Here is a 22,687-nt window from a genome sequence, read left to right as displayed (position 1 = left end):
CCGGTCAGCTCCGGTCGGTGCGCTGCCGCCGGAACCGGTCGGTCAGCCGGCGCCAGTAGAGTTTGGCGGCCACCGCCGCCCCGGCCACGCCGCCCACCACCGCCTGCACGATCAGGCTGCCGGATCCCGCGTCCAGGTAGGCCAGGTGCATCACCGACCCGCTCCCTTCCCTCGCCGTCGTGACGTACGCCCGGCCGATCCACCTGGGTGATTCATCCCGTAAAGCCGGACTTGTCTTCAGCCACCGTACGCCGTGATCCGCCCGTGCGGGGCCACACCGGGCAGCCGGTCGGATGCGGTGCCCCGGCCCCGGATTCCGGGGACGTCCATCCGCTCGGACCGGCCCCGGCACCCGCACGGGGCAGGGTCCGATCGGTCCAAGACGACCGGCGGGAGGGCCGTCTACGGTCGCGGGTATGACACCTCGTTTCGACCTGGTCGGGATGGTCGCCACGGACCTGCCCCGGACCCTGGACTTCTACCGCCGCCTCGGGGTCGACGTGCCGGCCGGCGCGGAGCACGAACCGCACGTGGAGGTGGCCCTGCCGGGCGGTCTCCGGCTGGCCTGGGACACCGTGGAGACCATCCGCTCGTTCGACCCGGACTGGCAGCCGGGCAGCGGTGGGCCACGGGTCAGCCTGGCGTTCCGGTGCGCCGACCCGGCCGAGGTCGACCGGTACTACGCCGAGCTGACCGGTGCGGGTTTCGCCGGGCACCGCCCGCCGTGGGACGCCTTCTGGGGACAGCGGTACGCCGTCCTGCACGACCCGGAGGGCAACGGCGTCGACCTCTACGCCCCGCTCCCGGAACGGCCGTCACCCCCGGGCTGACCCACGCCGGCCGCTGCCACGGTCAGCGTCGGTGGTGCAGCGCCGCGCGGAGCAGCACGAACCGCAGCACCGTGGCCGCCAGGTTCGCCGCGATCAGGACCACCAGTTCCACCGGCCGGGCCGGGGCGGCGGTCACCGCGTGCAGCGTGGCGAGCGACCCGCTGGTCAGCGCCAGCCCCAACGCGAAGGCGGCCAGGCCCTGGAGGTGGTGCCGACCGGCGTGCCGACGACCGCTGATCCCGAAGGTCAGCCGCCGGTTCGCCGCCGTGTTCGCGACCGCCGTGAGCAGCAGGGCGAGCAGGTTCGCCGGCTGGGCGCCGAGCGCGCCCCGAGCGAGCATGAAGATCACCAGATAGGCGAGGGTGCTGGCCACCCCGACCGCGGCGAACCGGGCGAGTTGCCGGGGCAGCCCGGCCGGCACCCGCTCCGGCGGCGGGCGCAGTGGGGCCCGACCGAGCTGTTCGCGCAGTTCGGCCAGGGGCAGCGCGCCGGTGAGCAGCGCCCGACCGAGCCGCCCGATGCCGCGCAGGTCGGCCACGGCGGTGGACACGATGTCCACCCGGCTGTCCGGATCGTCGATCCAGTCCACCGGCACCTCGTGGATGCGCAGCCCGGCCCGTTCGGCGAGCACCAGCAGCTCGGTGTCGAAGAACCAGCCGGTGTCCTCGACCAGCGGCAGCAGCCGCTCCGCGACGTCGGACCGGATGGCCTTGAACCCGCACTGCGCGTCGGAGAACCGGGCCGCCAACGTGCCACGCAGCAGCAGGTTGTAGCCCCGGGAGATGACCTCCCGCTTCGGACCCCGGACCACCCGCGAGCCCCGCGCCAGCCGGGTGCCGACCGCCAGGTCGGAGTGCCCCGAGACCAGCGGCGCGACCAGCGGCAGCAGCGCGGCCAGGTCGGTGGAGAGGTCCACGTCCAGGTAGGCCAGGACCGAGCCGGGCGAGGCGGACCAGGCGGCCCGCAGAGCCCGACCGCGCCCCTTGGCGTCCAGGTGCCGCACCACGACGTGGGGCAGTTCGGCGGCGAGCCGTTCGGCCACCGCCAGGGTGCCGTCGGAACTGGCGTTGTCCGCGATGGTGATCCGGAACGGGTACGGCACGTGCGCGGTGAGGTGGGCGTGCAGCCGCCGGACGCAGGGACCGAGGTCGGCCTCCTCGTTGTGGACGGGAACGACCACGTCGAGGAGGGTCGGTGGGGCGTCCGGGCGGGCCGACGCGACCGGTCCGGCCTGCGGGGAGTACGTCATGCCGGGCCCTGCCTTCCGCTGCTCAGGTCGTAGACGGTGACCCCGTCCACGGTTCGTGACTCGAAGGTCTCGGCCACCCAGGTGGCGATCTCCCGGGAGGCGTCGCTGCCGCCGTTGGCCCGGAGACCGCCGCCGCCGACGAACCAGTGGATCCGCCCGTCGGCGACGTACCGCTGGAACTGGGCGAGGGTGGGCGACGGGTCGCTGCCGTTGAAACCGCCGACCGCCATCACCGGCTCGCCGGTGGCGAGCTGGTAGCCGGAGGCGTTGTTGGAACCGACCGTGGCGGCGACCCAGGTGTACGCCTCGCTGTCGCTCTCCAGCAGGGCGCGCAGCTCGGCGCTCGGCTCGCGGGCGTCGAGCAGCCCCGCCACGCCGCCCAGCCTGTTCCCGCCACCGGGAAGCCGGCCGCCGCCTCGGAGACCCGGAAGCTGGCCGAGGGCCGGTCCGGTCCGGTCGTCGGTCCCCGCACCGGGGAGGTTGGGGACCAGGCCCCCGCCGGGCAGTTCGGCGCCGGCGCGCAGCCGGGTCCGGAGGCCGCCACCGCCGAGCCCGCCCTGGACCGCCGGACCCGCGCTCGGGATGGCGCCGGTGTGCGGTGTGGCGGCGGTCTGCACCGAGTACGCCAGCGGACCGGCGAGCCCGACCAGCACGCCCACGGCCAGCGCCACCGCCGCCAGCGGCCCACGCCGGAACCGTCCGGCGAGCCCCACCAACAGCGCGCCGGCCAGCCCGGCGACCAGCACCACCGTGCGCAGCCACGGGTACCAGTCGGGGCTGCGGCCGAGCAGCCGCCACGACCACCAGGCGGTGACGCCGAGCGCCAGGGCCAGCGCGCCGGTGGCGAACCAGCCCCACCGGTCCGGGGGCCCTCCCCCCGGCTGGCCGGCCACGCCGGAGGCGGCACCGGCGCGGCGCTGCCAGAGCAGGGTGGCCCCGATGCCGACCAGTGCGCCGACCGCCGGGGCGAGGGCGACCGTGTAGTACGCGTGGAAGATCCCGCTCATGAAGCTGAACACGACGCCGGTGACCACCAGCCAGCCGCCCCAGAGCAGCAGGCCGGCGCGGGTCCGGTCGGTACGCGCCGCCCGACCGGCCAGCACCAGGCCGGCGACCAGCAGGATCAGCGCGGCCGGGAGCAGCCAGGAGACCTGCCCACCGACCTCGGTGCCGAACATCCGCAGCGGGCCGCTCTGAGCGGAGAACGGACCGCCGCCACGCGGACCGACGCTGCCCACCTCGTCGCCGGTGAGCCGGCCGAGGCCGTTGTAGCCGAGGGTCAGCTCCAGGACGCTGTTGGTCTGCGAGCCGCCGACGTACGGGCGCGCGCCGGCCGGGACCAGTTCGACGATCGCCACCCACCAGCCGGCGGCGGCCACCAGACCCGCCCCGGCGAGCAGGAGCTGCCGGATCCGCCGCCACAGCCCGGTGGGAGCGGCGACGAGGTACACCCCGGCGAGGACCGGCACCACCAGGAACGCCTGGAGCATCTTGGTCAGGAAGCCGAAGCCGACCAGCACCCCGGCCAGCACGATCCACCGGGTCGAGGCGGTCTCCAGGGCCCGCACGGTGGCGTACGCGGCAGCGGTGAGCAGGAGCGCCAGCAGGGCGTCCGGGTTGTTGAACCGGAACATCAGGGTGGCGACCGGGGTGAGCGCGAGCACCGCCCCGGCGACCAGCCCGGCGGCCGGGCCGTGCCAGCGGCGGACGGTCGCGTACAGCACACCGACCGTCGCGACGCCGAGCAGCGCCTGCGGCACGAGGATCGACCACGAGGTGAGACCGAACACGCGGACGGAGAGCGCCATCAGCCAGAGCGAGGCGGGGGTCTTGTCCACGGTGATCGAGTTGGCCGCGTCGGAGGAGCCGTAGAAGAAGGCCGTCCAGTTCTCCGAGCCGGCCTGCGCGGCTGCCGAGTAGTAGGCGTTGGCCCAGCCCGACCCGCCGAGCCCCCACAGGTAGAGCAACCCGGTGCCGAGCAGCAGCACCGCCAGCGCCGGCCGGACCCACCCGGGCCGGTCCGGATCGGGGCGGGGCGGTGGCCGGCGGTCGGCGGGAACGTCGGCAGCCGGCCCGGAGCCCGCAGGGACTTCCGCGGGCGGCCCGGAGCCGGCGGGAACGTCGGCGGTCGGGCCGGATCCGGGGTCGGACGGGGTCGGCAGGGTCTCGGTTCTCTCCATGCCGGCAAGCCTGGACGGCGTCGCTGGCCCGGCCCCGTGAGACGGCTATGCGTCCGCTGTGTGCCTGGTGTGACGCGGCAGACGGACGGTGAACACGGTCCGCCCGGGTCGGCTGTCCACGTCGACCCGGCCGTGGTGGGCGTCCACCACGGCGACCACGATGGCCAGGCCGAGTCCGGTGCTCCCCTGCGCCCGGGAGCGCGAGCTGTCCCCCCGGGCGAACCGCTCGAAGACCTCCGGCAGCAGCTCGGCCGGGATGCCCGGCCCGTCGTCGGCGACGGTGAGGACGGCGTCGTCCGGGCCGGCCCGCAACGTGGTGGTGACCGTACGGCCGGCCGGGGTGTGCACCCGCGCGTTGGTCAGCAGGTTCGTCACCACCTGGTGCAGCCGAGCGGCGTCGCCCGGCACCTCGACCGCCTCGTCGGGCAGGTCGAGCTGCCAGCGGTGCTCCGCGCCGGCGACGTGTGCGTCGCTGACCGCGTCGACCACCAGCGCCGACAGGTCCACCGGTTCGGCCACCAGCGGTCGGCCCGAGTCGAGCCGGGCCAGCAGCAGCAGGTCGTCGACGAGGCTGGTCATCCGGATGCTCTCCGACTCCACGCGGCGCAGCGCGTGCGCCACGTCGGGCGGGGCCTGCGCCCGTCCCCGGCGGGCCACCTCCGCGTACCCCCGGATGGCGGCGAGCGGGGTACGCAGCTCGTGGCTGGCGTCGGCGACGAACTGGCGTACCCGGGTCTCGCTGGCCTGGCGGGCGGCGAGTGCGGCGGCGACGTGCCCGAGCATCCGGTTGAGCGCGGCACCGACCTGGCCGACCTCGGTGCGCGGGTCGGTGTCGGTGGCCGGCACCCGGACCGACAGGGCGACCTCGCCCCGGTCCAGCGGCAGCTCGGTGACCCGGGTGGCGGTGGCGGCGACCCGGCGCAGCGGGCGCAACGTCGCCTGGACGATCAGCGCGCCGGCCGAGCCGGCGAGCAGGAGCCCGACGGCGGCGATGCCGGCCTGCGCGGCGATCATCCACCAGACGGTCTCCTGCACGTCGGCCAGTGGCAGACCGAGCACCCGGACGGTGCCGTCCGGGTAACCCCGGCCCACGAACCGGTAGTCCCCCCGCTCGCCGAGGTCGACGGTGCGGGGGCGGTTGTCGGCGGTCAGCCCCGCCACCGGGACGACGTCGGCCGGGGCGACCGCCTCCTCGGTCCGGCCGGTGGTCAGCGTCCGGGCGGCGACGACCCGCCCGTCGGTGACCTGCGCGACGATCGTGCCGGTCGGGAACCCGGGCGGGATCCGCAGGGACCGCAGGTCGGGTGGGTCGGGCCCCGGGGCCAGCGCGCCGGACCACCACCGGGGCTGGTACGTCGGCACCAACTGGTCGTCGACCTGGGCGATCAGGAAGTGCCGCAGCGCCACCGTGGTCACCCCGCCGACCCCGACGCTGACCAGGGCGAGCAGCGCCACCACGGTGGTCACCAGCCGGGCCCGCAGCGACCGGCCGGCCAGCCAGCGGCGCACCGAGCCGCGGCCGGGATCAGTCGGCCGGCTTGAGGACATACCCCGCCCCGCGCAACGTGTGGATCATCGGTGTCCGCCCGACGTCGATCTTCTTCCGCAGGTACGAGATGTACAGCTCGACCACGTTCGCCTGGCCGCCGAAGTCGTAGTTCCAGACATGGTCGAGGATCTGCGCCTTGCTCAGCACCCGACGCGGGTTGCGCATCAGGTAGCGGAGCAGCTCGAACTCGGTGGCGGTGAGGGTGACCAGGTCGCCGGCCCGGCGCACCTCGTGACTCTCCTCGTCCAGGGTGAGGTCGCCGACGGTGAGCACGGCCTCCTCGCGGGCGGCCACGGCCAGCCCGGCGCGCCGCAGCAGCGCACGCAGCCGGGCGATCACCTCCTCCAGGCTGAACGGCTTCGTGACGTAGTCGTCGCCGCCGACGGTCAGCCCGGCGATCCGGTCCTGCACCGCGTCCCGGGCGGTCAGGAACAGCACCGGTACGGTCGGGGCCAGCTCCCGCAGACGCCGCAGCACCTGGAAACCGTCCACGTCGGGCAGCATGACGTCGAGCACCACCACGTCGGGGCGCACCTGCCGAGCGCTGCTCAGCGCGGCCATCCCGTTCCCGGCGGTGGCCACCTGCCACCCCTCGTACCGCAGGGCCATCGCGAGCAGGTCGGTCAGGGTCGGCTCGTCGTCGACCACCAGCACCCGGACCGGCCCGCCGTCCGGGCGGCGCAGCTCGATCCGGCCCGGCAGCGCGTGCCCGTCGGTCACCATGCACCCATCCTGGCCCCCGGTGCTGTGTCGCGTCTCGGTGTTCCCTGTGCGCCAGCTGTGCGCCGCCGCGATCCACGCCGGTCGCCCCCGCCTGGGTGGTAGCAGGGGCCCCCTGCTACCGCTTTCTGTCGAGGAGGGGGCCCCTGCAACCACCTCCGACCGGGCATCCGCCCGGCGCGACGCGCGTCCGGTTCCCTGTCGTGCCGTCCACGGTGGGCGGGTACGGCGGTGGCTGCGGCAGGACGACCCTCCCGGCGTACGCGACAGCCCGGCCGCGCCCGGCCGGTTCTCCCTCGCCCCGCCTGACGGGCCGACGTCGCCCGGGACGGCCACCCCACGAACAGTCCCCTGTGGACGGCGCTCGACCGGTATCTGGTTGGCTGAAGCGATGACTGACCCCGCAGTGGCCACCGCCGCGCCCGACCAGATCGCGTACATGGACACCGCTGCCGGCACCCGGGTGGGTCTCGACTACAAGCGGCGCCTCGTCGACGCGCTCGATCTACGCCCCGGGCAGGTGACGGTCGACCTCGGCTGCGGCCCCGGCACCGACCTGGCCCGGCTGGCCGACGCGGTCGGGCCGGACGGCTCGGTGCTCGGGATCGACCACGAGCCCCGGATGGTCACCGAGGCAGCCCGGCGGTTCGCCGACCGGCCGAACGTCAGCGTGCGGACCGGCGACCTCCACGACCTGCCGTTGGCCGACGCCAGCGTGGACCGGGCCCGGGTGGACCGGGTGCTGCAACACGTGTCGACGCCGGAGCGGGCCCTCGCGGAGGCCCGGCGGGTACTGCGGCCGGGTGGCCTCCTCGGCATGGCCGAGCCGGACTGGGACACCCTGGCCGTCGCGGACGAGGACGTGCACACCAGCCGCCGGTTCGCGCACTTCAGCGCCGGCCGGGTCCGCAACGCGACCATCGGCCGTCAGCTCGTCCGGTTGGCGACCGACGTCGGCTTCCGGATCCGCTCGGTCGAGCCGGTGGCGGTGATGTTCCGCGACTTCGGTACGGCCGACCAGATCCTCGGGCTGCGTCGCAACTCGGCACGCGCGGTGCAGGCGGGTGAGCTGACCGAGGCGGATGTCCAGGCGTGGCTGCACCGGCTGGAGACCGGCCCGGTCCTCGCCGGCTTCACCTTCTACCTGGTCACCGTCGAAGCCTGACCCCGAGCACCCGCCTCGCGTGCCGGCAAGGGCACCCTCCTCGCGTGCCGGCAAGAGCACCCTCCTCGCGTGCCGGCAGGGGCATCCTCCTCGGCAAATGGCGGAGGGGGTGCAGCGGCGCTGCCCACACCTGAAGGCGAACCTGGTAGGAGGGGTCCCCTGCTACCGCCACGTCGGGCGGCGGCGTCCCGGCAGGCCACCAGCCACAGCGGGCGCACAGCTACGACCTGATGTCCTCCCAGCCGTACCGGGCAGGGTCGGCGCCGTGGACACCATGGATCGGGTACGCGAGACGCACTGGTCACACCGGGGGCTACCGGTCCGGGTGGCGGTGGCCGGGGCGCGGCGGCCGACGGCGGCGCGGCGGGTGGTCGCCGGGGCGCTGGCCGGCCTGGACCGGGTCACCGCTCCAGGGCGGGGTGAGCTGGCCCGGGTGCACCGGGCGGCGGGCCGTCCGGTTCCGGTCGGGCCGCTGCTGCGCGACCTGGTGGCGGTCGCGCTGGACGCGGCACGGGCCAGTGACGGCGACTGCGACCCTACGATCGGCGCGTCCCGGATCCGGCTGGCCGCGCGGGGCGGCCTGCTACCCGTCTGCGGCTTCGGCACCGGGGTGCCACTGCCGGCCGACGACTGGCGGGCGGTGTCGCTTCGCGGCGACCGGTTGACCGTGCCGCCGACCTTGCTGCTGGTCCTCGGTGGCACGGCGACGGCGTACCTGGCGCAGCGCTGCGCCGCGCGGATCGCCGAGCGCTCGGCGGGCGGGGTGCTGGTCGCGATCGGGTCCCGGGTGGCGGCAGCCGGCCCGGTGCCGCGCGGCGGCTGGCCGGTGCCGGTGGGCGGGCGCACGATCCGGCTCCGCAGCGGTGGACTGGCCACCGCCTCCGCGTGCCGGCCGGACGGTGGGGGCGTGCTCGATCCACCCTCCGGCCGGGCACCTGACCTGCCCCGATCGGCGGTGACCGTGGCGGCCCCGGACACGGTCCGGGCGGCCACCCTCGCCATCACCGCCCTGGTCCGGGGCACCGATGGCCCCGGCTGGCTCGCCGGGCAGGACTGCGCCTGGTGGATCGACCCGGACCGGCCCGACGTGTCGCTCCGCCCCCGGTCGGGTGGTTGCAGGGGTCCCCTCCTCGACAAAAAGCGGTAACAAGGGGCCCCTGCTTCCACCCCACCCGGAACGGACACGACCCCGCCGAACGGTTACCGGGTGGTAGTTTGCGGTGATGCGGCAGCAGCGCGGCGGTACGGCGAGCCCTCTGGCCGGCAGGGTCGTCCTGGTGACCGGGGCAGCCCGGGGCATCGGCGAGCACACCGCCCGGATCGCCGCCGCCCGGGGTGCCCGACTCTCCCTGGTCGGCCTGGAACCGGAGCGCCTGGCCGCACTCGCGGCCGACCTCGGCCCCGGACACGTCTGGTTCGCCGCCGACGTCACCGACCAGGCGAGCCTCCGGGCAGCCGTGGACGGCACGGTGTCCACGCTGGGCGGCATCGACGCGGTGGTGGCGAACGCGGGCGTGGCGAACCGGGGCACCCTCGCGGTCGGGGATGTCGAGGCGATGGTGCGGACCGTAGAGGTGAACCTGGTCGGGGTGATGCGGACGGCGGCGGCGACGGTCGACGCGCTGATCGCCCGCCGGGGCTACCTGTTGCTCGTCTCCTCGGCGGCGGCGTTCGCCGCGCCGCCCGGGATGGCCGCGTACTGCGCGTCGAAGGCCGGGGTCGAGCAGTTCGGCACGTCGATCCGGTTGGAGCTGGCCCACCACGGGGTGGGGGTGGGTACCGCGCATCCGTCCTGGATCGACACGGACCTGGTCCGGGACGCCCGTTCCGACCTGCCGGCCGCCGCCGGGATGCTGGCGAAGCTGCCCTGGCCGATGCGGAGGACCACGTCGGTGCGGGAGTGCGCGGAGGCGTTCGTCCGGGCCGTCGAGCGGCGGCAGCGGCGGGTGTACGTACCCCGGGCCGTGGGCCTGGTGCAGGCCGGGCGTGCCGTACTGGTCAGCCCGCTGGCCGACCTGGTGATGGCCCGACCCGCGCGGCGGGCCGTACCCGAGTTGGAGGAGCAGATCCGGGCCCTGGGACGCGGCTTCGGCGCGACCACGGCGCTGCCCGGCGTCGCGGGTCCCGCCGGAGACCGTCCCGACCCGGCGGTGGATGACCCCGGCGGTGGATGACCCCGGCGGTGGATGACCCCAGGCGCTGACGGTCCACCCCGCACCGCCGGAGCGAACCGGTGACCCCGCACGAAGATCGTCGGCTGCGGTTTGTCCTGCTCCGACGTCGGGTACCGCCCTGAGAACGGCATGGCCGGTGGGCATGTCATGCCGGCGGGCACCGGACGAGGGCGAGGAGCGGCGCGATGAGGACGCTGGACGGGCGGTACCGGCTCGAACAGCGAATCGGCGTCGGCGGCATGTCGGAGGTCTGGCGGGCCCACGACGTGGTGCTGGACCGGACGGTGGCGGTGAAACTGATCTCCCCCGGCCAGGACGACGATGCGACCTCGGTGGAGCGGATCCGCGCCGAGGCCCGGTCGGCGGCCCGACTGGTGCACCCGAACGTGGCGAGCGTGCACGATTTCGGCACTTCCCCGACGATCACCGGGCAGCAGGTGCCCTACATCGTGATGGAACTGGCCGAGGGGGAGACCCTCGCCGTGCACGTCCGCGCCGGGCCGCTGGACTGGCGGATCGCCGTCCGGGTCTGCGCCGAGGTGAGTGCCGCGCTGGCCGCCGCGCACGCGCACGGCATCGTGCACCGGGACGTGAAGCCGGCGAACGTGGTGCTCACCCCGGCCGGCGTCAAGGTGCTGGACTTCGGCATCGCCACCCCCAGCGGATCGCCCGACCCGCTGCCGGAGGGCATGGTGGTCGGCACTCCCGCGTACCTGGCCCCGGAGCAGCTGGCGCAGCGGCCGGCCACCACCGCCGCCGACATGTACGCCCTCGGCGTGCTCCTCTACTACTGCCTGACCGGCAGGCTGCCGTACCCGGCGGCCACCACGACACAACTGCTGGGGGCCCGCCGCCAGCAGCCGCCCGCACCGCTGCCCCCGATCGACGGGCTGCCCGCCGAGGTGACCGACCTCTGCCGACGCTGCCTGGCCGAGGACCCGCTGGCCCGCCCCACCAGCCTGGTCGCCGCGCTGGTGCTGGCCGAGGCGGTGGACGCCCGGGTCTACGTGCCGCTGGCCGCGCTGCCGCCCCGGCCCCGCTCGGCGGACACGGTGTCGCCGTGGAGCGACCGGGCCGCGGCCGAGCCCACCGAGGTGGCGATGGTGGCGGAGCCGGGCGGCACGGCACAGCGCTGACCGGTCCCCCGCACACCGGCGCGACGGATGTCCGCCCCCCTCACACCGGCGCGACGGATGTCCGCCCCCTCGCACGGCGCCACGGCCGGCGCGGCGCGGGCGACCCGGCCCCGCGTCGGTCGGTCTGCGGTAGCGGTTTCGCCGGGCGGGTGCCGGGTAGCCGTGGCGGGATGACGGGAGGGACGCGATGTCGGATCCGAGTTCCTGGTTCCACGAGGCCATGGCGACCGCCGAGGGGGGTCACGTACGCACCGAAGACGGCGGGCTCTCCACGGCGCTGGCCTCCCCGCTCGCACCGCACTGTTCCGGGCTGACGCCGGAACAGCTGCTCGCGGCGGCCTTCGCCTCCTGCCTGCACCACGCGGCCGTGGAGGCGGCCAAGGACATCACCGACGAGGCGCACACCGTGCAGGTCCGCGCCGAGGTCAGGTTGGGTCGCGGCGACGACGGTCGCTACCAGGCGGACGTGCACGCCTCGATCGCGTCGACCGGGCTGAGTCGCGACCAGCTCGCCGGCCTGGTGGCGCAGGCGGACCGGCTGTGGCCGTTCTCCAGCGACGACCTGAGCCGGCACCGGCTGACCGTCACGGCGGCGGAGAACGGCCGGCACTGAGCGGCCTGCCCCCACAGCGGTGGCCCGAGCCCTCCCCCGGACGGCGGGGGACGGCTCGGGTGGAGGGCGGACTCCACCCGACCCGATCGGAGGAGGGCCGAACTGGGTCATGTCGCCCGCTCTCCGGCGCGTGAATAATCCCACCGACGACGCCTTCGAGGCATTTGTCACGAATGTCGATCTCGATCGATCTGATGGTATTTAAGGGCAAATGACCGGCGCGACTCCGGCAAATTGTGGTTCATGCCACTATTCACGCCGATGGCAACGGACCCGATCCTTTCTAGCCTCGGCGGGTGCCCCACGACGACTCCGCTGACCAGAAGCTGACCCACACCCCGCCGGAGCGCCGTTCGGCGGAGACAGCCTCCCCCGAACGACGCGTCGGCCGGCACCGCGCCGAGGACCGCCGGCCCCGGGGCCGGACGTGGCACGCCAGCACCGGTGTCCGGGTGGCACTCGCCGCCGGGGTGACCTGCTGCCTCGGTGTCGGCGTCGTCGTCGGGACGCAGACCGGCAGTGGCGACGAGGAGCCGCTGCGCGAGTCCCTGGCCGACCGGGCGGTCAGCGCCGCCGAGGCGGACCGGCGGGCATCCCGCTCGTACCAGCGGGGTTCGGTGCCCTCACCGGGTGCCAGCACCAGCGCCTCCGCCAGCGGGCAACCGACGGTCCCGCCGCGGCGACCCGTCCGGCCGACGCCGGTGGCCGGACTGACCCAGCGTCAGATGGACAACGCGAAGACGATCGTGGACGTCGGCGTCGGACTGCGCCTGCCCCGCCGGGCGCTGGTGGTGGCCGTCGCCACCGCGATGCAGGAGAGCGACCTGCACAACCTGGCCAACGACCGGATCGCCGAGTCGTCCCGGTACCCGCACCAGGGCAGCGGCACCGACCACGACTCGCTCGGGCTCTTTCAGCAGCGCCCGAGCAGCGGCTGGGGCAGCGTCCGGGAGCTGATGCAGCCCGCCTACGCCGCCCGCGTCTTCTACCGGGCGCTGCGCGAGGTGCCGGGATGGCAGGAGCTGAGCGTCACGGCCGCCGCGCAGGCGGTGCAGCGGTCGGCGTACCCGGGCGCGTACGCGAAACACGAGCGCCGGGCCACCACCGTGGTCGACGCGCTGACCTGACCGTCCGCCGAGGCGGTCAAGGTCGACGCGACCGCCGGGGCCGTCAGGAGCGCTTGGGCAGCACCACGACGCGACCGAAGAACTCGTCGATGCGCCGGACCACGTCGTTGAAGTCGTCGAGGTCGATCGGCTTGGTCACGTACGCGTTGGCCTGGAGGGTGTAGCTGCCCACGATGTCGGTGTCCGCGTTGGAGGTGGTCAGCACGACGATCGGGATGGTGCGCAGGTCGTCGTCGCTCTTGACCGCGCTGAGCACCTGCCGGCCGTCCATCCGGGGCATGTTCAGGTCGAGCAGGATGACGTCCGGACGCTGGGCCTCGGTGTGGCGGCCCTCCTGACGGAGGAACTCCATCGCCTCCTGACCGTCGCCGACGACGTCGATGACCTTCTCGACGTCGGAGTCCTCCAGCGCCTCCTCGATCATCAGGACGTCACCCGGGTCGTCGTCCACCACGAGGATGCGGACCGGTCCGGACCTGTCTGCGCCCATGACTACCTACCTCTGTGTGGTGGTGGAACGATGACCGGATGATCACCTGCCGGCGGGGAAATCTAACCGATCAGCGGTAGGCGTGCGACGCCGGGTCGGCGGTGGGGTCGTACCGGAACACGTCGGCCAGACCGGTCATCCGCAGCACCCGTTCGACCCGTCCGGTGGCCCCGGTGAGCCGCAGCCAGCCGCCGACCGCGGCGCACGCGTTGTCACCCCGGACGAAGGCGGCGATCCCGGTGGAGTCGCAGAAGGTCAGGTCACTCAGGTCGACCAGGAGCTGGACCTGCCCGTCAGCGAGGAGATGATCGATCGCCGTGGCCAGTTGGGGCGCGGTGTTCAGGTCGAGTTCACCGGCGAGCCGCAGCCGGACTCCCCCGCCATCCCGCTGGGCGTGCGTGACGGTGAACGTCAACGTGTTCCCTCTCGATCCGGCCACAGGCGGATGCTTGCGGTGGAGCAAGTATAAGCAGGTCCGGGGTGCGGGACGCCACCGACGGGTTCAGCGTCGGCTGACCGCCGGGGAGGCGGCCGCCACGGCACGTCCCGCGTCGAGGAACCGGCCCGCCCGGGGGAAGTCCCGCAGCGACTGCTGGAAGTAGGCCAGCGTCAGCTCCACCGAGGCAGCCGGAACGCCCCGGCTGGTGAGGATCATCGCCAGCCAGTCGACGAACTCGGTGAAGAGGTCGCCGTCGTCGACGTAGACCGCGGCGGCGAGGAAGTCGACGATGTAGCCGAGGTCGCTGATGGTGGAGTCGAGCTGGACGGCGGTGTAGCCGGCCATCTGCGGAAACCGGTCCCGCAGGTGGGCCAGGGCCGAGTCGATCAGCTCGGCGCGCCGCCGCAGCAGGCCGGCGTACTCGTCGTCGGCCAGGTGGGCCAGGTCGGCGGCGGGCACCCGCCGCAGTGCGCGCTCGTCGGCGATGAGCTCCGCGGCCGCCGGGGCGTCCGGCGCCCACGCCACTCCCAGCCGCCGGGCCCACCGCCCGCCCGCCCCGAAGCCGCGACCGCCGACCAGCACCGGCACGTCGGAGCGGCGACAGGTCTCGATCATGCGGTGCGCGTACGGGAGCCGCATCGGCAGCGCACAGGCCAGGGCGACCGCGTGCGCGTCGTACCGCTGGAGGTACGCCACCAGGTGCGCGGCGGGCACGCTCGCGCCGAGGAAGGTGACCTGCCAGCCGCGCAGTCGCAGGACCTCGGCCACCAGCCGGGCCGGCAGGCCGTGCCACTCCCCGTCCATGCAGGCCACCACGACGTGACCGTGGGCCGGGCGGGGGCTGGCCGACGAGGAGACCGCGGCGACCACCCGCTCACTGATGTGCGTCGCGGCGTGTTCCTGCGCCACGCTCCACTCGTTGCGCGCCCAGCGCTCCCCCACCTCCGCCTGGGCCGGAGCGACCAGGTCGAGCAGGATCCGCTCGGCGGGCACCCCGTCGGCGAGCAGGTCCATCGCCACGTCCACCGCCGCGTACTCGTCGGCGCCCTCCAGACAGTGGAGGTACGCCGGGTAGCCGGCGGTCAGGTCGGCGCGGGCGGGGGCGCTGGTCACGATCGTCACGTCCTCGGGTCTCGGTGTCCCGAGCCGACCGGCTGTGGGACGGCAGCGGCGCCGGCCAGGTCGGGTACGGCGTGCAGGTGCCGGGAGACACGCCCGGTGGCGCCGAGCGCCCGCATCGCCAGCACCGCGATGTCGTCGTGGTCACCGTGGGCGAGCCAGTCCCCGGTGACCTGCTCGATCCGTTCGGCGAGCGCGGGCGCCGGCATCCGCTGGCACCCGGTGATGGCGTGCACCAGCCGGTCCACGCCGAACAGTTCGTCGCCCCGCCGACCGCCCCGGGCCTCGGTGACGCCGTCGCTGTAGAGCAGGCAGGTCTCGCCGGGGGCGAGCCGGACCGTCACCTCGCCGATCCGGGGGTCGGGCACCACGCCGATCAGCATGCCGCTGAGGGCTGCCGGCTCCACCTCACCGGAGGCGCGCAGCAGCAGCGGCGGCAGGTGGCCGCCGCCGGCCATGGTGAGCGACAGGCCCCCGTCGCGCAGCGGCCGGACCACTCCGAGCACCATGGTGGCGAACCGGCCCTGTCCGTTGGCGAGGGTGGTTTCCAGCAGCGCGTCGTTGAGCAGTCGCAGCAACCGGGCGGGCTGGAACTCCACCCGGTGCAACGCCTGGAGGCACTGGCGGAGCTGACCGGTGAAGACGGCCGCCTCCACGCCCTTGCCGGAGACGTCACCGAGATAGAAGAGGCAACCTCCGTCGGGCAGCCGGTGGGCGCCGTAGAAGTCCCCGCCGATACGGAGTCCGGCCTGGGCCGGGCGGTAGGCGGTACCCCACTGGACCCCGGTCGCCTCGATCGGTTCGACCGGCAGCAGGCTCGCCTGGAGGGTGTCGGCCACCTCGGCCTGGTCGCGATAGAGCACCGCCGAGGTCAGTGCCGCACCGGCCCGGGAGGCGAAGGCGCGGACCAGGTCCACGTCGGCCTCGTCGTAGAAGCGGGTCGCCCGGCGGGCGACGAGCAGCACGCCCGTCGGCGTGCCCCGGCCGGGCAGCGGCACCAGTCGGGCGCAGACGTCCGGCACCGCCAGCCCCGGCAGCCAGCCGGCCTCCGCCGCCTGTTCGACGAGCCAGTCGACCGTGTGCGGCTCGACCCCGGCGAGTCCCTCGTCGATCGCGGGCGGCAGTTCGGCGGCGCCGAGGACGCCGCTGTCCACGGTGGGCACGTCCTCGTCCGTGCGGGCGGCCCGCCACCAGCGGATCCGACCGGCACGTGGCGCGAGGACCAGCACCGCCACGTCACCCAGGGTGGGTACGGCGAGCCGGACGGTGGCCGCCGCCGCCCGGTCGGGGTGCAGCGGGTTACCGAGCTTCTCGCCGGCGGTGGCCAGGAACGCCGACCGGGCCCGTTCGGCCAGCAGGGCGTCCGCCCGGCTGACACTCTCGGTGACGTCCTCGACGTACCGGCAGCAGCGGCCGCCGGTGAGCGGCACCTGACGGACCCGCAGCCGCCGGCCGTGGTGGGTGAACTCGACCGGATCGTCGGCGGCGACGAACGCCGCCACCCCGGCGGCGGCCAGCACCTCACCGAGGGTGACCTCGGGAAGCAGCCGCTCGGCGACCGGGCTGAGGTGGCGCACCACCCCGGCGGAGTCACAGACGACGAAACCCTCCCGGAAGTGTTCGACGACCTCGGACCAGTCGGGCTCGGTGGCCGCGTGGTCCGGGTCCAGGGAGGGCAGGGGCTGCGCAGGGTGGTGCGAGACGTCGGCGGCCCATGCCGGAGTCCGCGCGGCACCCGGTGTGGAGATCCGTCCGTCGCCCGGGTCGCAGTCCCTGACGTCGGCAGCAGTCACCAGCTAGGCCCCACTCCTTCTCGACACCCTCGCTCCGCCGGCCATGGCATGTGTGATCCAATCTCTTCGCCCCAGCCTACGCCGGTATGCCGGTAACGCCACCCGTAGGCGGTGTCGGCGTACCGCGCGGACGACTCCGGGGGTTGTTACGATTCCGGGAAACTGCCTGACCGGCAGCCCTGCGGAGAGGCGTGGTACCGGTGCCCCAGCGGAGGAAACCCGAATCGACACCACTGACGATGTCGATCGACGACTCCGACTCCGTGGCGCCCCTGGTCACCGTCGCGGGCGACCTGGACTTCACCACCGCCCTGCCGCTGCGCACCGCTCTCGACCACCTGCTGGCCGCCCGTCCACCGACCATCGTGCTGGACTTCGGTGGCCTGCTCTTCATCGACAGCACCGGACTCGCCGTGATCGTGCACGCCTGGCGTGAGGGGCGCCAGAACGACACCGTCATCCGGCTCCGCGCCGTCCCCCGGTTCCTGGAGACCATCCTCGACATCACCGGGGTCAGCGGACTGCTGGCCCGGACGACCCGCGAGGACGAGTGCGAACGGCCCACCGCACCGGCCTGACCTGGCCCCCGGGGTTTCCCGGCCGACACCACCTGGGAACATGGTGCAGATGCCACGCCAGCTGTTGACTATCGAGGTCAGCCGGGCCGCAGCCCGGCACGCAGTGCTGCGGCTGACCGGCGAACTCGACTTCGACACCGCGCCGGAGCTGATCCGGGCGGCCAACCAGGTCCGGGCCGAGGGGCACGACGAGCTCACCGTCGACCTGACCCACGTCGCGCTCTGCGACTCCTCCGGGCTGAGCGCCATCGTCGTGCTCTACCGCAACACGGCGTGGTCGGTCCGGCTCACCGGCATGAACCGACAGGTCCAGCAACTACTGACCCGGACGGGTCTGGCCGAACTGCTGGCCGGATCGCGCCCCGGTGAGGACGAGAGGGCGGGCCTCGGTCCCGACGGCCAGGTCCGCGAGGTCGGCTGACCGACCCCGACCGGAGCCGGGTCAACCCACGGTGACGGCCTGCGACGCGACCGGGAGGCGCCGCCCCTCGGGCTCGGGCAGGAGGTCGTCCGGTCGTCCGGCCTCGGGAGCAAGGAAGAGGTAGCGGACGAACTCCGCACCCGCCTCGTTGTCCTCCGCCCCCGGCCACTGCCCCGCGCAGTCGACGCCGATCACCTCACGACCGGCGCCGTCGGCCTCCTCGAGCAGCGCCCAGACGGTCACCGGATAGCAGCGGGTGGCGTCCGGGGCGAGTTGCCAGCGGGCGTACCACCCGGGTCGCGCGGGGACGATCTCGACGATTCGCTTCATGACGACCTTCCCTTCCGCGTACCTCGGAAGTTCTCACGGTCCGCTCCCGATGGTGCGCCCCAGCGGGGTGAGCGCCCGTCACCCCGGCGAGATGAACCCGGCGACGGCGGCCCGCCGCCGGCCGCCGGCCCGGTTTCGGGTCGTGCGGGGCCGGGAAGCCGCCGGAAGCGAGCCGACACAGGAAGTGAGGTCAGCGGATGAGGAAGCAGATGGAGGGGGACAACCAGCGGCGCCGGGTCCTCGCCCGGCAGGCCCGGGAACGCGGCCGGCAGCCCAGCAGCGACGCCGCCACCCTCGGCGCCTCCAAGCAGCTCACCCACCTGGACCGGGGCAAGCGGGCGGGTCCACCGCCGGCCGGCGTCCACAAACCGGACAGCAGCCGGGGCGGTCCGATGCCGCCGCCGGCCGGTCGCCCACCCGCCGCGCGGCCGGCACCCCGCCCGGGTCCGGGCACGCCCGGAACCATCGGCCTGGGGTACCGGGAACTGGTCGGCGACGTCAGTCGCCGGACCGGCGTGGACTTCCGCGAGGCCAAGGTCGGCGCGGAGGCGACCGTGCTGGTGCTGGCCCGGGCCCTGGCGGAGGCGGACCGGCAACGACTGCTGCGCGCGGTGCCGGTGTCGCTGCACGACGTGACCCCGATCGACGGGGTCGAACCGCACCGCGACCTGCCGGGCTTCCTGACCGAGGTGGCCCGGATCAGTGGCCGGACCCCGGAACAGGCCCGCTACCAGGCCGAGGCGACCATGGCCGCGCTGGCCGCTCGGGACGGACGTCTGGTGGCGTCGTTGCGCGTACCGGAAGGGCTGCGTGACCTGCTCGAACCGCCTGCGGCCGGGGGCGGCCTGGTCGGGACCACCGGAGCGAACGCGCCGCTGACCGCGGACGAACTGCGTGCCGCCCTGGCCGACCTGCCCTACTGGTCGGCGCGGGGCCCGGCGCTGTCGCGGAACATCGCGCTGCCCCCGTCGAACCTGGACCGGGTCCTCGACCGGATCGACCAGCTGCGCCGGGACACCGGGCGGGGACCGACGATCGCCCGGGAGACCAGCTCCAGCGCGGTGCTCACCGTGCGGAGCCGGCAGACGGACGCGGTCACCGCGCGCGACGTCGACCTGGCCCACCAGGTCGACGGCGCGATCGAGGAGGCGGGCGCGGGCATGGCCGGTTGAGCCGTCCCGCGCGCGGGTGGGCGGAGCGGTCGCTCCGCCCGGCCGTCCGCGCGCCCGTCGGGTCGGCTACCGTGCCCGTCGTGGGCGGGGACGACGGACCGGTGCTGGTGGTGGACCCGACCCGCCGGACCGGGCGCACCCTGCTCGCGGCGGGCGTCGAGCAGTCGTACGTCGACGTCGCCGACCCGACCCACCTGCGGTTCGAGTACGTGCGGCGGATGGCGGCGGTGCTCGACCTCGCGGCCCCGTCCGGCGTACCGCTGCGGGCGCTGCACCTCGGCGGCGGCGCACTGACCCTGCCCCGCTACCTGGCCGCCACCCGACCCGGGTCGACGCAGCTGGTGGTGGAGCGGGATCCGACCCTGCTCGACCTGGTCGTACGGGAGCTGCCCCCGCCACCGGGGGTCCGGACCGAGGTCGGCGACGCGCGGGCCGCCCTGGCCGGGCAACCGGCCGGCGGGTACGACGTGGTGCTCGCCGACGTCTACTCCGGGGCCCGGATGCCGGCGCACGTGTGCACCGTCGAGTTCGTCGCCGAGGTGGCCCGCGCCCTGCACCCGGACGGGATCTACCTGGTCAACCTGACCGACCTGCCACCGCTGGTCTTCTCCCGGGTGCAGGCGGCCACCCTGGGCACGGTCTTCGCCGAGGTCTGCCTGGTCGCCGCCCGACGGATGCTGGGCGGCCGGCGGTACGGCAACGTCGTGCTCGCCGCCGCCGCGCGGCCCGGCCGCCTCCCGGTACGCCGGCTCGCCGCCCGGGTGGCCCGGGATCCGCTGCCCGGCGCCGTGCGGCACGGCCCGGGGCTGGCCGCCTTCGTGGCCGGCGCGGCACCGGCCACCGACGCCGGCTGAGCGTCGGTCGTTTCCCTGCGCCGGGATCGGGTAGCCGCGCCGGATGAGCAGCCCGGACGACCGGCTCACCGTCCGCCGGGTGGCCATCGTCATCGGTCTGGTGCTGGCCACCCTGCTCGGGCTGGCGCTGCTCTGGGCCGTCCGCCGGGTACTGGTCTGGATCCTGCTGGCCGCCTTCTTCGCCGCTGCCCTGAAGCCGGCGGTGGACCACCTGCAACGTCGGTTCGTCCGACGACGGACAGTCGCCACGCTGCTGGTGTTCCTCGCCGCGTTCGTGCTGATCGCCGCCGTCGGAGCACTGATCGTGGTGCCGCTGGTGGACGAGGTGGCCCGGTTCGTCGAGCGGGTACCGGAGTTCGTCCGGGACACCCGCGCGGGACGGGGGCGGCTCGGTGAGCTGGTCGACCGGTTCGGACTGCGCCGGTACGCCGAAACCCACGGCGGGCAGCTTCAGGAGTACGGCGACCGGTTACGGCAACCGGCCCTGGGCCTGGTGCGCGGGGTGCTGGAGGCGGTGGTAGGGGCGATCACCGTGGGGGTGCTGGCGTACCTGATGGTGCTGGAGTCACCCCGGATGGGTGCCGCGCTGCTCGCTCTGACCGGGGACCGGGTCGGCGACCGGTGGTGTCTCGTCGGCCGGGAGTGCGCCCGTACGGTCACCGGGTACGTCACCGGGAACCTGGTGATCAGTCTCGTCTGTGGCAGCCTGACCTTCGTCGTCCTGGCGGCGCTGGGCGTCCCGTTCGCCGCCGTGATCGCCCTGGTGGTCGCGGTCGCGGACCTGGTGCCGTTGGTGGGGGCGACGATCGGCGCGCTGGTGGCCGCCGGGGCGGCGTTCGTGCACTCCCCCACCGCCGGCATCGTCACGGTGGTCTTCTTCGTGCTCTACCAGCAGGTGGAGAACCATCTGCTGCAACCGGTGGTCATGAGCCGGGCGGTCCGGCTGAACCCGCTGACGGTGCTGGTCAGCGTGCTGCTCGCGGCCGAACTCGCCGGCCTGGTCGGTGCGCTGCTGGCGATCCCGGCGGCCGGGATCCTCCAGGTCCTGCTCCGGGCGGCCGACCTTCCCCGGTTGCTCCACCGAGGGAGGTAGGTAGATGAGCGGGCGACAGCACCCACAGCGGGGTGCCGCCGCCCGTCGACGAGAGCACGGTGTCCGTCCTCCACCCGGCTCACGGACGCCGGAGCGCCACCTCGGGTGACGAACTCTCCAGTGGCACGGCGTTCGCCGGCACCAGGCCGAGTTGCACGGCGGGACGGGGCAGGGCGGCGTCGAGCATCCAGTCGGCACCGACCCGGGCCCGGTTGCCGGGCATGGCGAACAGGTGGTATCCCCGGGTCACCGCCTTCGCCGGCAGCCCGGACAGGGACACCTTGAGCGGGTTCGCCGCCGCGTCCCAGCCCCCCAGGTCGACCACCCAGCCCAGGTCGTGGTGCTTGTACGGCTTGCGCCGTCCCTGCCCGTACGAGGCGGCGATGTTGTGGGCGACCAGTTTGCCCTGCCGCTGGGCGTGCTGCGCGGTCATCGCGCAGATGCCGCCGGGCCGGGTCAGGTCGGGCACGGCAGCGGCGTCACCGCACGCGTAGACCTCGGGGAACCCGGGGACGCCGAGGTACTCGTCGACCACCAGCCGGCCCTTCTCGGTGCGCAGCCCCAGGTCGGCGACGAAGGGGTCCGGCCGGACGCCGACGCACCAGACCAGCGTGCAGGTGGGTACGTAGTCGCCGTCGGTGAGCCGTACCCCGTCGGCGGTGGCCTCGGCCACCGAGGTGCCCATCCGCACGTCGACCCCGCGTCGGGTGAGCACCCGCTGGGCGGTCTCGGACATCCGCTGGTCCAGCTCGGGCAGGACCCGTTCGGCGACGTCCAGCAGCAGCCAGCGGGGCCGGACGGTCAGCCCGGCGGCCCGCGTGGCGGCGAGCTGGTCGGTGAAGAGCTGGCCGTGCGCGGCGACCTCGGTGCCGGTGTAGCCGGCCCCGACCACGACGAAGGTGGCGCGGCTCTGCTGCTCGGCCGGGTCGGCGGCCTGCTCGGCCAGTTCGATCTGGCGGACCACGTGGTCGTGCAGGAAGAGCGCCTCCGGCAGGCCACGGAAGCCGTGCGCGTACTCGGTCACCCCGGGGATCGGCAGCAGCTTGTTGACGCTGCCGACGGCGAGCACCAGGCGGTCGTAGGCCAGTTGCCCCCGGTCCCCCTCGGGCTGGGTGAAGCCGACCCAGCGGTTGTGCAGGTCCACCTGGTCGGCCTCGCCGATGATCACGCGGACCCCGTCGAGGGTGCCGTTGAGCGGCACCGAGACCCGCCTCGGCTCCACCACCCCGGCGGCCACCTCGGGCAGCAGCGGGAGGTAGAGGAAGTAGTCCGTGGAGTTCAGCACCACGATCTCGGCCCGGCCCCGGGCGAGCCGGGACAGGGTCTTCGCCGCGTGGTAACCGGCGAACCCGGCTCCCACGATCACCACACGAGGTTTCGTCATGTCCGCTGCCCTTCCCGCCGTCGAGGCGGACAAACGTGGCAGGTCGCCGTCGGCACCGGACCGTCGGCTGCCGGTCACCCGCCCGTCGCCCGGTGGACAGCGACACCGGCCATCGTCGTCACCGCAGGGCGCGGCCACGGCGCCGACAGCGGTCCGCCCGACCGGATGAACCGCACACCGAGCCGCCTGACCTGCGGGAAGCTGGATTCGGGCCACGTCGGGGCGTCCGGCGGACGTCCGCTGCCCGTACCCGGCGCGGTCGCCGACCGCC

Annotated in this window: 23 protein-coding genes; 12 read left to right on the top strand and 11 right to left on the bottom strand. The window is 74.4% G+C overall.

The window, feature by feature from the left end; all coding sequences use genetic code 11:
- Positions 1-4 precede the first annotated feature (4 nt).
- The gene (locus IGA62_RS24300) at positions 5-154 is read right to left on the bottom strand and encodes a hypothetical protein (RefSeq protein WP_176738118.1); all 150 of its coding nucleotides are present in this window, start codon (positions 152-154) and stop codon (positions 5-7) included.
- A gap of 262 nt (positions 155-416) precedes the next feature.
- Here IGA62_RS24300 and IGA62_RS24295 point away from each other — a divergent pair, with 262 nt between their 5' ends.
- Positions 417-830, top strand: a complete 414-nt coding sequence (locus tag IGA62_RS24295; protein ID WP_145818706.1) for a VOC family protein — start codon at positions 417-419, stop codon at positions 828-830.
- Between the two features lie 22 nt (positions 831-852).
- Here the strand turns inward: IGA62_RS24295 and IGA62_RS24290 are convergent, their stop codons facing one another.
- Genes IGA62_RS24290 through IGA62_RS24275 form a run of 4 tightly spaced genes read right to left on the bottom strand, consistent with a single transcriptional unit; the run spans position 853 to position 6,531 of the window.
- Positions 853-2,079 carry a dolichyl-phosphate beta-glucosyltransferase gene (locus IGA62_RS24290; protein ID WP_145822033.1) on the bottom strand — a complete coding sequence of 409 codons (1,227 nt, stop codon included), beginning with the start codon at positions 2,077-2,079 and terminating at the stop codon, positions 853-855.
- Positions 2,076-4,259 carry a glycosyltransferase family 39 protein gene (locus IGA62_RS24285; RefSeq protein WP_198501105.1) on the bottom strand — a complete coding sequence of 728 codons (2,184 nt, stop codon included), beginning with the start codon at positions 4,257-4,259 and terminating at the stop codon, positions 2,076-2,078. The genes IGA62_RS24290 and IGA62_RS24285 overlap by 4 nt, the downstream gene beginning before the upstream one ends.
- 45 nt (positions 4,260-4,304) lie before the next feature.
- A complete protein-coding gene (locus IGA62_RS24280; protein ID WP_145818707.1) occupies positions 4,305-5,807 on the bottom strand; it encodes a sensor histidine kinase in 1,503 nt (500 codons plus the stop codon).
- Positions 5,785-6,531: a response regulator transcription factor gene (locus tag IGA62_RS24275; protein ID WP_145818708.1), complete on the bottom strand. Its 747-nt coding sequence runs from the start codon at positions 6,529-6,531 to the stop codon at positions 5,785-5,787. The genes IGA62_RS24280 and IGA62_RS24275 overlap by 23 nt, the downstream gene beginning before the upstream one ends.
- Before the next feature lie 388 nt (positions 6,532-6,919).
- Here IGA62_RS24275 and IGA62_RS24270 point away from each other — a divergent pair, with 388 nt between their 5' ends.
- From IGA62_RS24270 to IGA62_RS24245, 6 genes are all read left to right on the top strand, one after another.
- Positions 6,920-7,693 carry a methyltransferase domain-containing protein gene (locus IGA62_RS24270; protein WP_145818709.1) on the top strand — a complete coding sequence of 258 codons (774 nt, stop codon included), beginning with the start codon at positions 6,920-6,922 and terminating at the stop codon, positions 7,691-7,693.
- A gap of 274 nt (positions 7,694-7,967) precedes the next feature.
- Positions 7,968-8,840 carry an FAD:protein FMN transferase gene (locus IGA62_RS24265; RefSeq protein ID WP_232625131.1) on the top strand — a complete coding sequence of 291 codons (873 nt, stop codon included), beginning with the start codon at positions 7,968-7,970 and terminating at the stop codon, positions 8,838-8,840.
- Positions 8,841-8,916: 76 nt separating this feature from the next.
- Positions 8,917-9,867: an SDR family oxidoreductase gene (locus IGA62_RS24260; RefSeq protein ID WP_145818711.1), complete on the top strand. Its 951-nt coding sequence runs from the start codon at positions 8,917-8,919 to the stop codon at positions 9,865-9,867.
- Positions 9,868-10,052: 185 nt separating this feature from the next.
- Positions 10,053-11,003, top strand: a complete 951-nt coding sequence (locus tag IGA62_RS24255) for a serine/threonine-protein kinase (protein WP_145818712.1) — start codon at positions 10,053-10,055, stop codon at positions 11,001-11,003.
- A 187-nt stretch (positions 11,004-11,190) separates the two neighbouring features.
- A complete protein-coding gene (locus IGA62_RS24250) occupies positions 11,191-11,616 on the top strand; it encodes an OsmC family protein (protein WP_091462556.1) in 426 nt (141 codons plus the stop codon).
- Positions 11,617-11,912: 296 nt separating this feature from the next.
- The gene (locus tag IGA62_RS24245) at positions 11,913-12,743 is read left to right on the top strand and encodes a hypothetical protein (protein ID WP_186499910.1); all 831 of its coding nucleotides are present in this window, start codon (positions 11,913-11,915) and stop codon (positions 12,741-12,743) included.
- A 43-nt stretch (positions 12,744-12,786) separates the two neighbouring features.
- Here IGA62_RS24245 and IGA62_RS24240 read toward each other — a convergent pair whose 3' ends face one another.
- From IGA62_RS24240 to IGA62_RS24225, 4 genes are all read right to left on the bottom strand, one after another.
- Positions 12,787-13,233 carry a response regulator gene (locus IGA62_RS24240; RefSeq protein WP_145818713.1) on the bottom strand — a complete coding sequence of 149 codons (447 nt, stop codon included), beginning with the start codon at positions 13,231-13,233 and terminating at the stop codon, positions 12,787-12,789.
- Positions 13,234-13,303: 70 nt separating this feature from the next.
- Positions 13,304-13,648, bottom strand: a complete 345-nt coding sequence (locus IGA62_RS24235) for an STAS domain-containing protein (RefSeq protein WP_145818714.1) — start codon at positions 13,646-13,648, stop codon at positions 13,304-13,306.
- Positions 13,649-13,735: 87 nt separating this feature from the next.
- Positions 13,736-14,785 carry a cobalamin B12-binding domain-containing protein gene (locus tag IGA62_RS24230; protein ID WP_232624758.1) on the bottom strand — a complete coding sequence of 350 codons (1,050 nt, stop codon included), beginning with the start codon at positions 14,783-14,785 and terminating at the stop codon, positions 13,736-13,738.
- A gap of 5 nt (positions 14,786-14,790) precedes the next feature.
- Complete coding sequence (locus IGA62_RS24225) at positions 14,791-16,584, bottom strand: SpoIIE family protein phosphatase (protein WP_145818716.1); 1,794 nt, start codon at positions 16,582-16,584, stop codon at positions 14,791-14,793.
- Between the two features lie 239 nt (positions 16,585-16,823).
- Here IGA62_RS24225 and IGA62_RS24220 point away from each other — a divergent pair, with 239 nt between their 5' ends.
- Together IGA62_RS24220 and IGA62_RS24215 are read left to right on the top strand one after the other, a co-directional pair.
- Positions 16,824-17,162: an STAS domain-containing protein gene (locus IGA62_RS24220; protein ID WP_186499913.1), complete on the top strand. Its 339-nt coding sequence runs from the start codon at positions 16,824-16,826 to the stop codon at positions 17,160-17,162.
- Positions 17,163-17,211: 49 nt separating this feature from the next.
- Positions 17,212-17,583 carry an STAS domain-containing protein gene (locus IGA62_RS24215; RefSeq protein WP_145818717.1) on the top strand — a complete coding sequence of 124 codons (372 nt, stop codon included), beginning with the start codon at positions 17,212-17,214 and terminating at the stop codon, positions 17,581-17,583.
- A 21-nt stretch (positions 17,584-17,604) separates the two neighbouring features.
- Here the strand turns inward: IGA62_RS24215 and IGA62_RS24210 are convergent, their stop codons facing one another.
- Positions 17,605-17,913 carry a hypothetical protein gene (locus IGA62_RS24210; RefSeq protein WP_145818718.1) on the bottom strand — a complete coding sequence of 103 codons (309 nt, stop codon included), beginning with the start codon at positions 17,911-17,913 and terminating at the stop codon, positions 17,605-17,607.
- Between the two features lie 197 nt (positions 17,914-18,110).
- On the opposite strand from IGA62_RS24210, the gene IGA62_RS24205 reads away from it, so the two are divergent.
- The 3 genes from IGA62_RS24205 to IGA62_RS24195 all read left to right on the top strand — a co-directional run bounded on the left by IGA62_RS24205 (position 18,111) and on the right by IGA62_RS24195 (position 21,032).
- Positions 18,111-19,085, top strand: a complete 975-nt coding sequence (locus tag IGA62_RS24205; protein WP_145818719.1) for a DUF2267 domain-containing protein — start codon at positions 18,111-18,113, stop codon at positions 19,083-19,085.
- Between the two features lie 80 nt (positions 19,086-19,165).
- Positions 19,166-19,939, top strand: a complete 774-nt coding sequence (locus IGA62_RS24200) for a spermidine synthase (protein WP_145818720.1) — start codon at positions 19,166-19,168, stop codon at positions 19,937-19,939.
- A gap of 43 nt (positions 19,940-19,982) precedes the next feature.
- Positions 19,983-21,032, top strand: coding sequence for an AI-2E family transporter (locus IGA62_RS24195; protein ID WP_145818721.1), 1,050 nt, complete (start codon positions 19,983-19,985; stop codon positions 21,030-21,032).
- A gap of 79 nt (positions 21,033-21,111) precedes the next feature.
- Here the strand turns inward: IGA62_RS24195 and IGA62_RS24190 are convergent, their stop codons facing one another.
- Positions 21,112-22,416, bottom strand: a complete 1,305-nt coding sequence (locus IGA62_RS24190; RefSeq protein WP_145818722.1) for an NAD(P)/FAD-dependent oxidoreductase — start codon at positions 22,414-22,416, stop codon at positions 21,112-21,114.
- Between the last annotated feature and the right edge of the window lie 271 nt (positions 22,417-22,687).

It is taken from the genome of Micromonospora sagamiensis (assembly GCF_014680085.1).
GTDB classification, from domain to species: domain Bacteria; phylum Actinomycetota; class Actinomycetes; order Mycobacteriales; family Micromonosporaceae; genus Micromonospora; species Micromonospora inyonensis.
The sequence above is the reverse complement of the archived record's forward strand: the minus strand, read 5'-3'. Positions and strand labels throughout refer to the sequence as shown.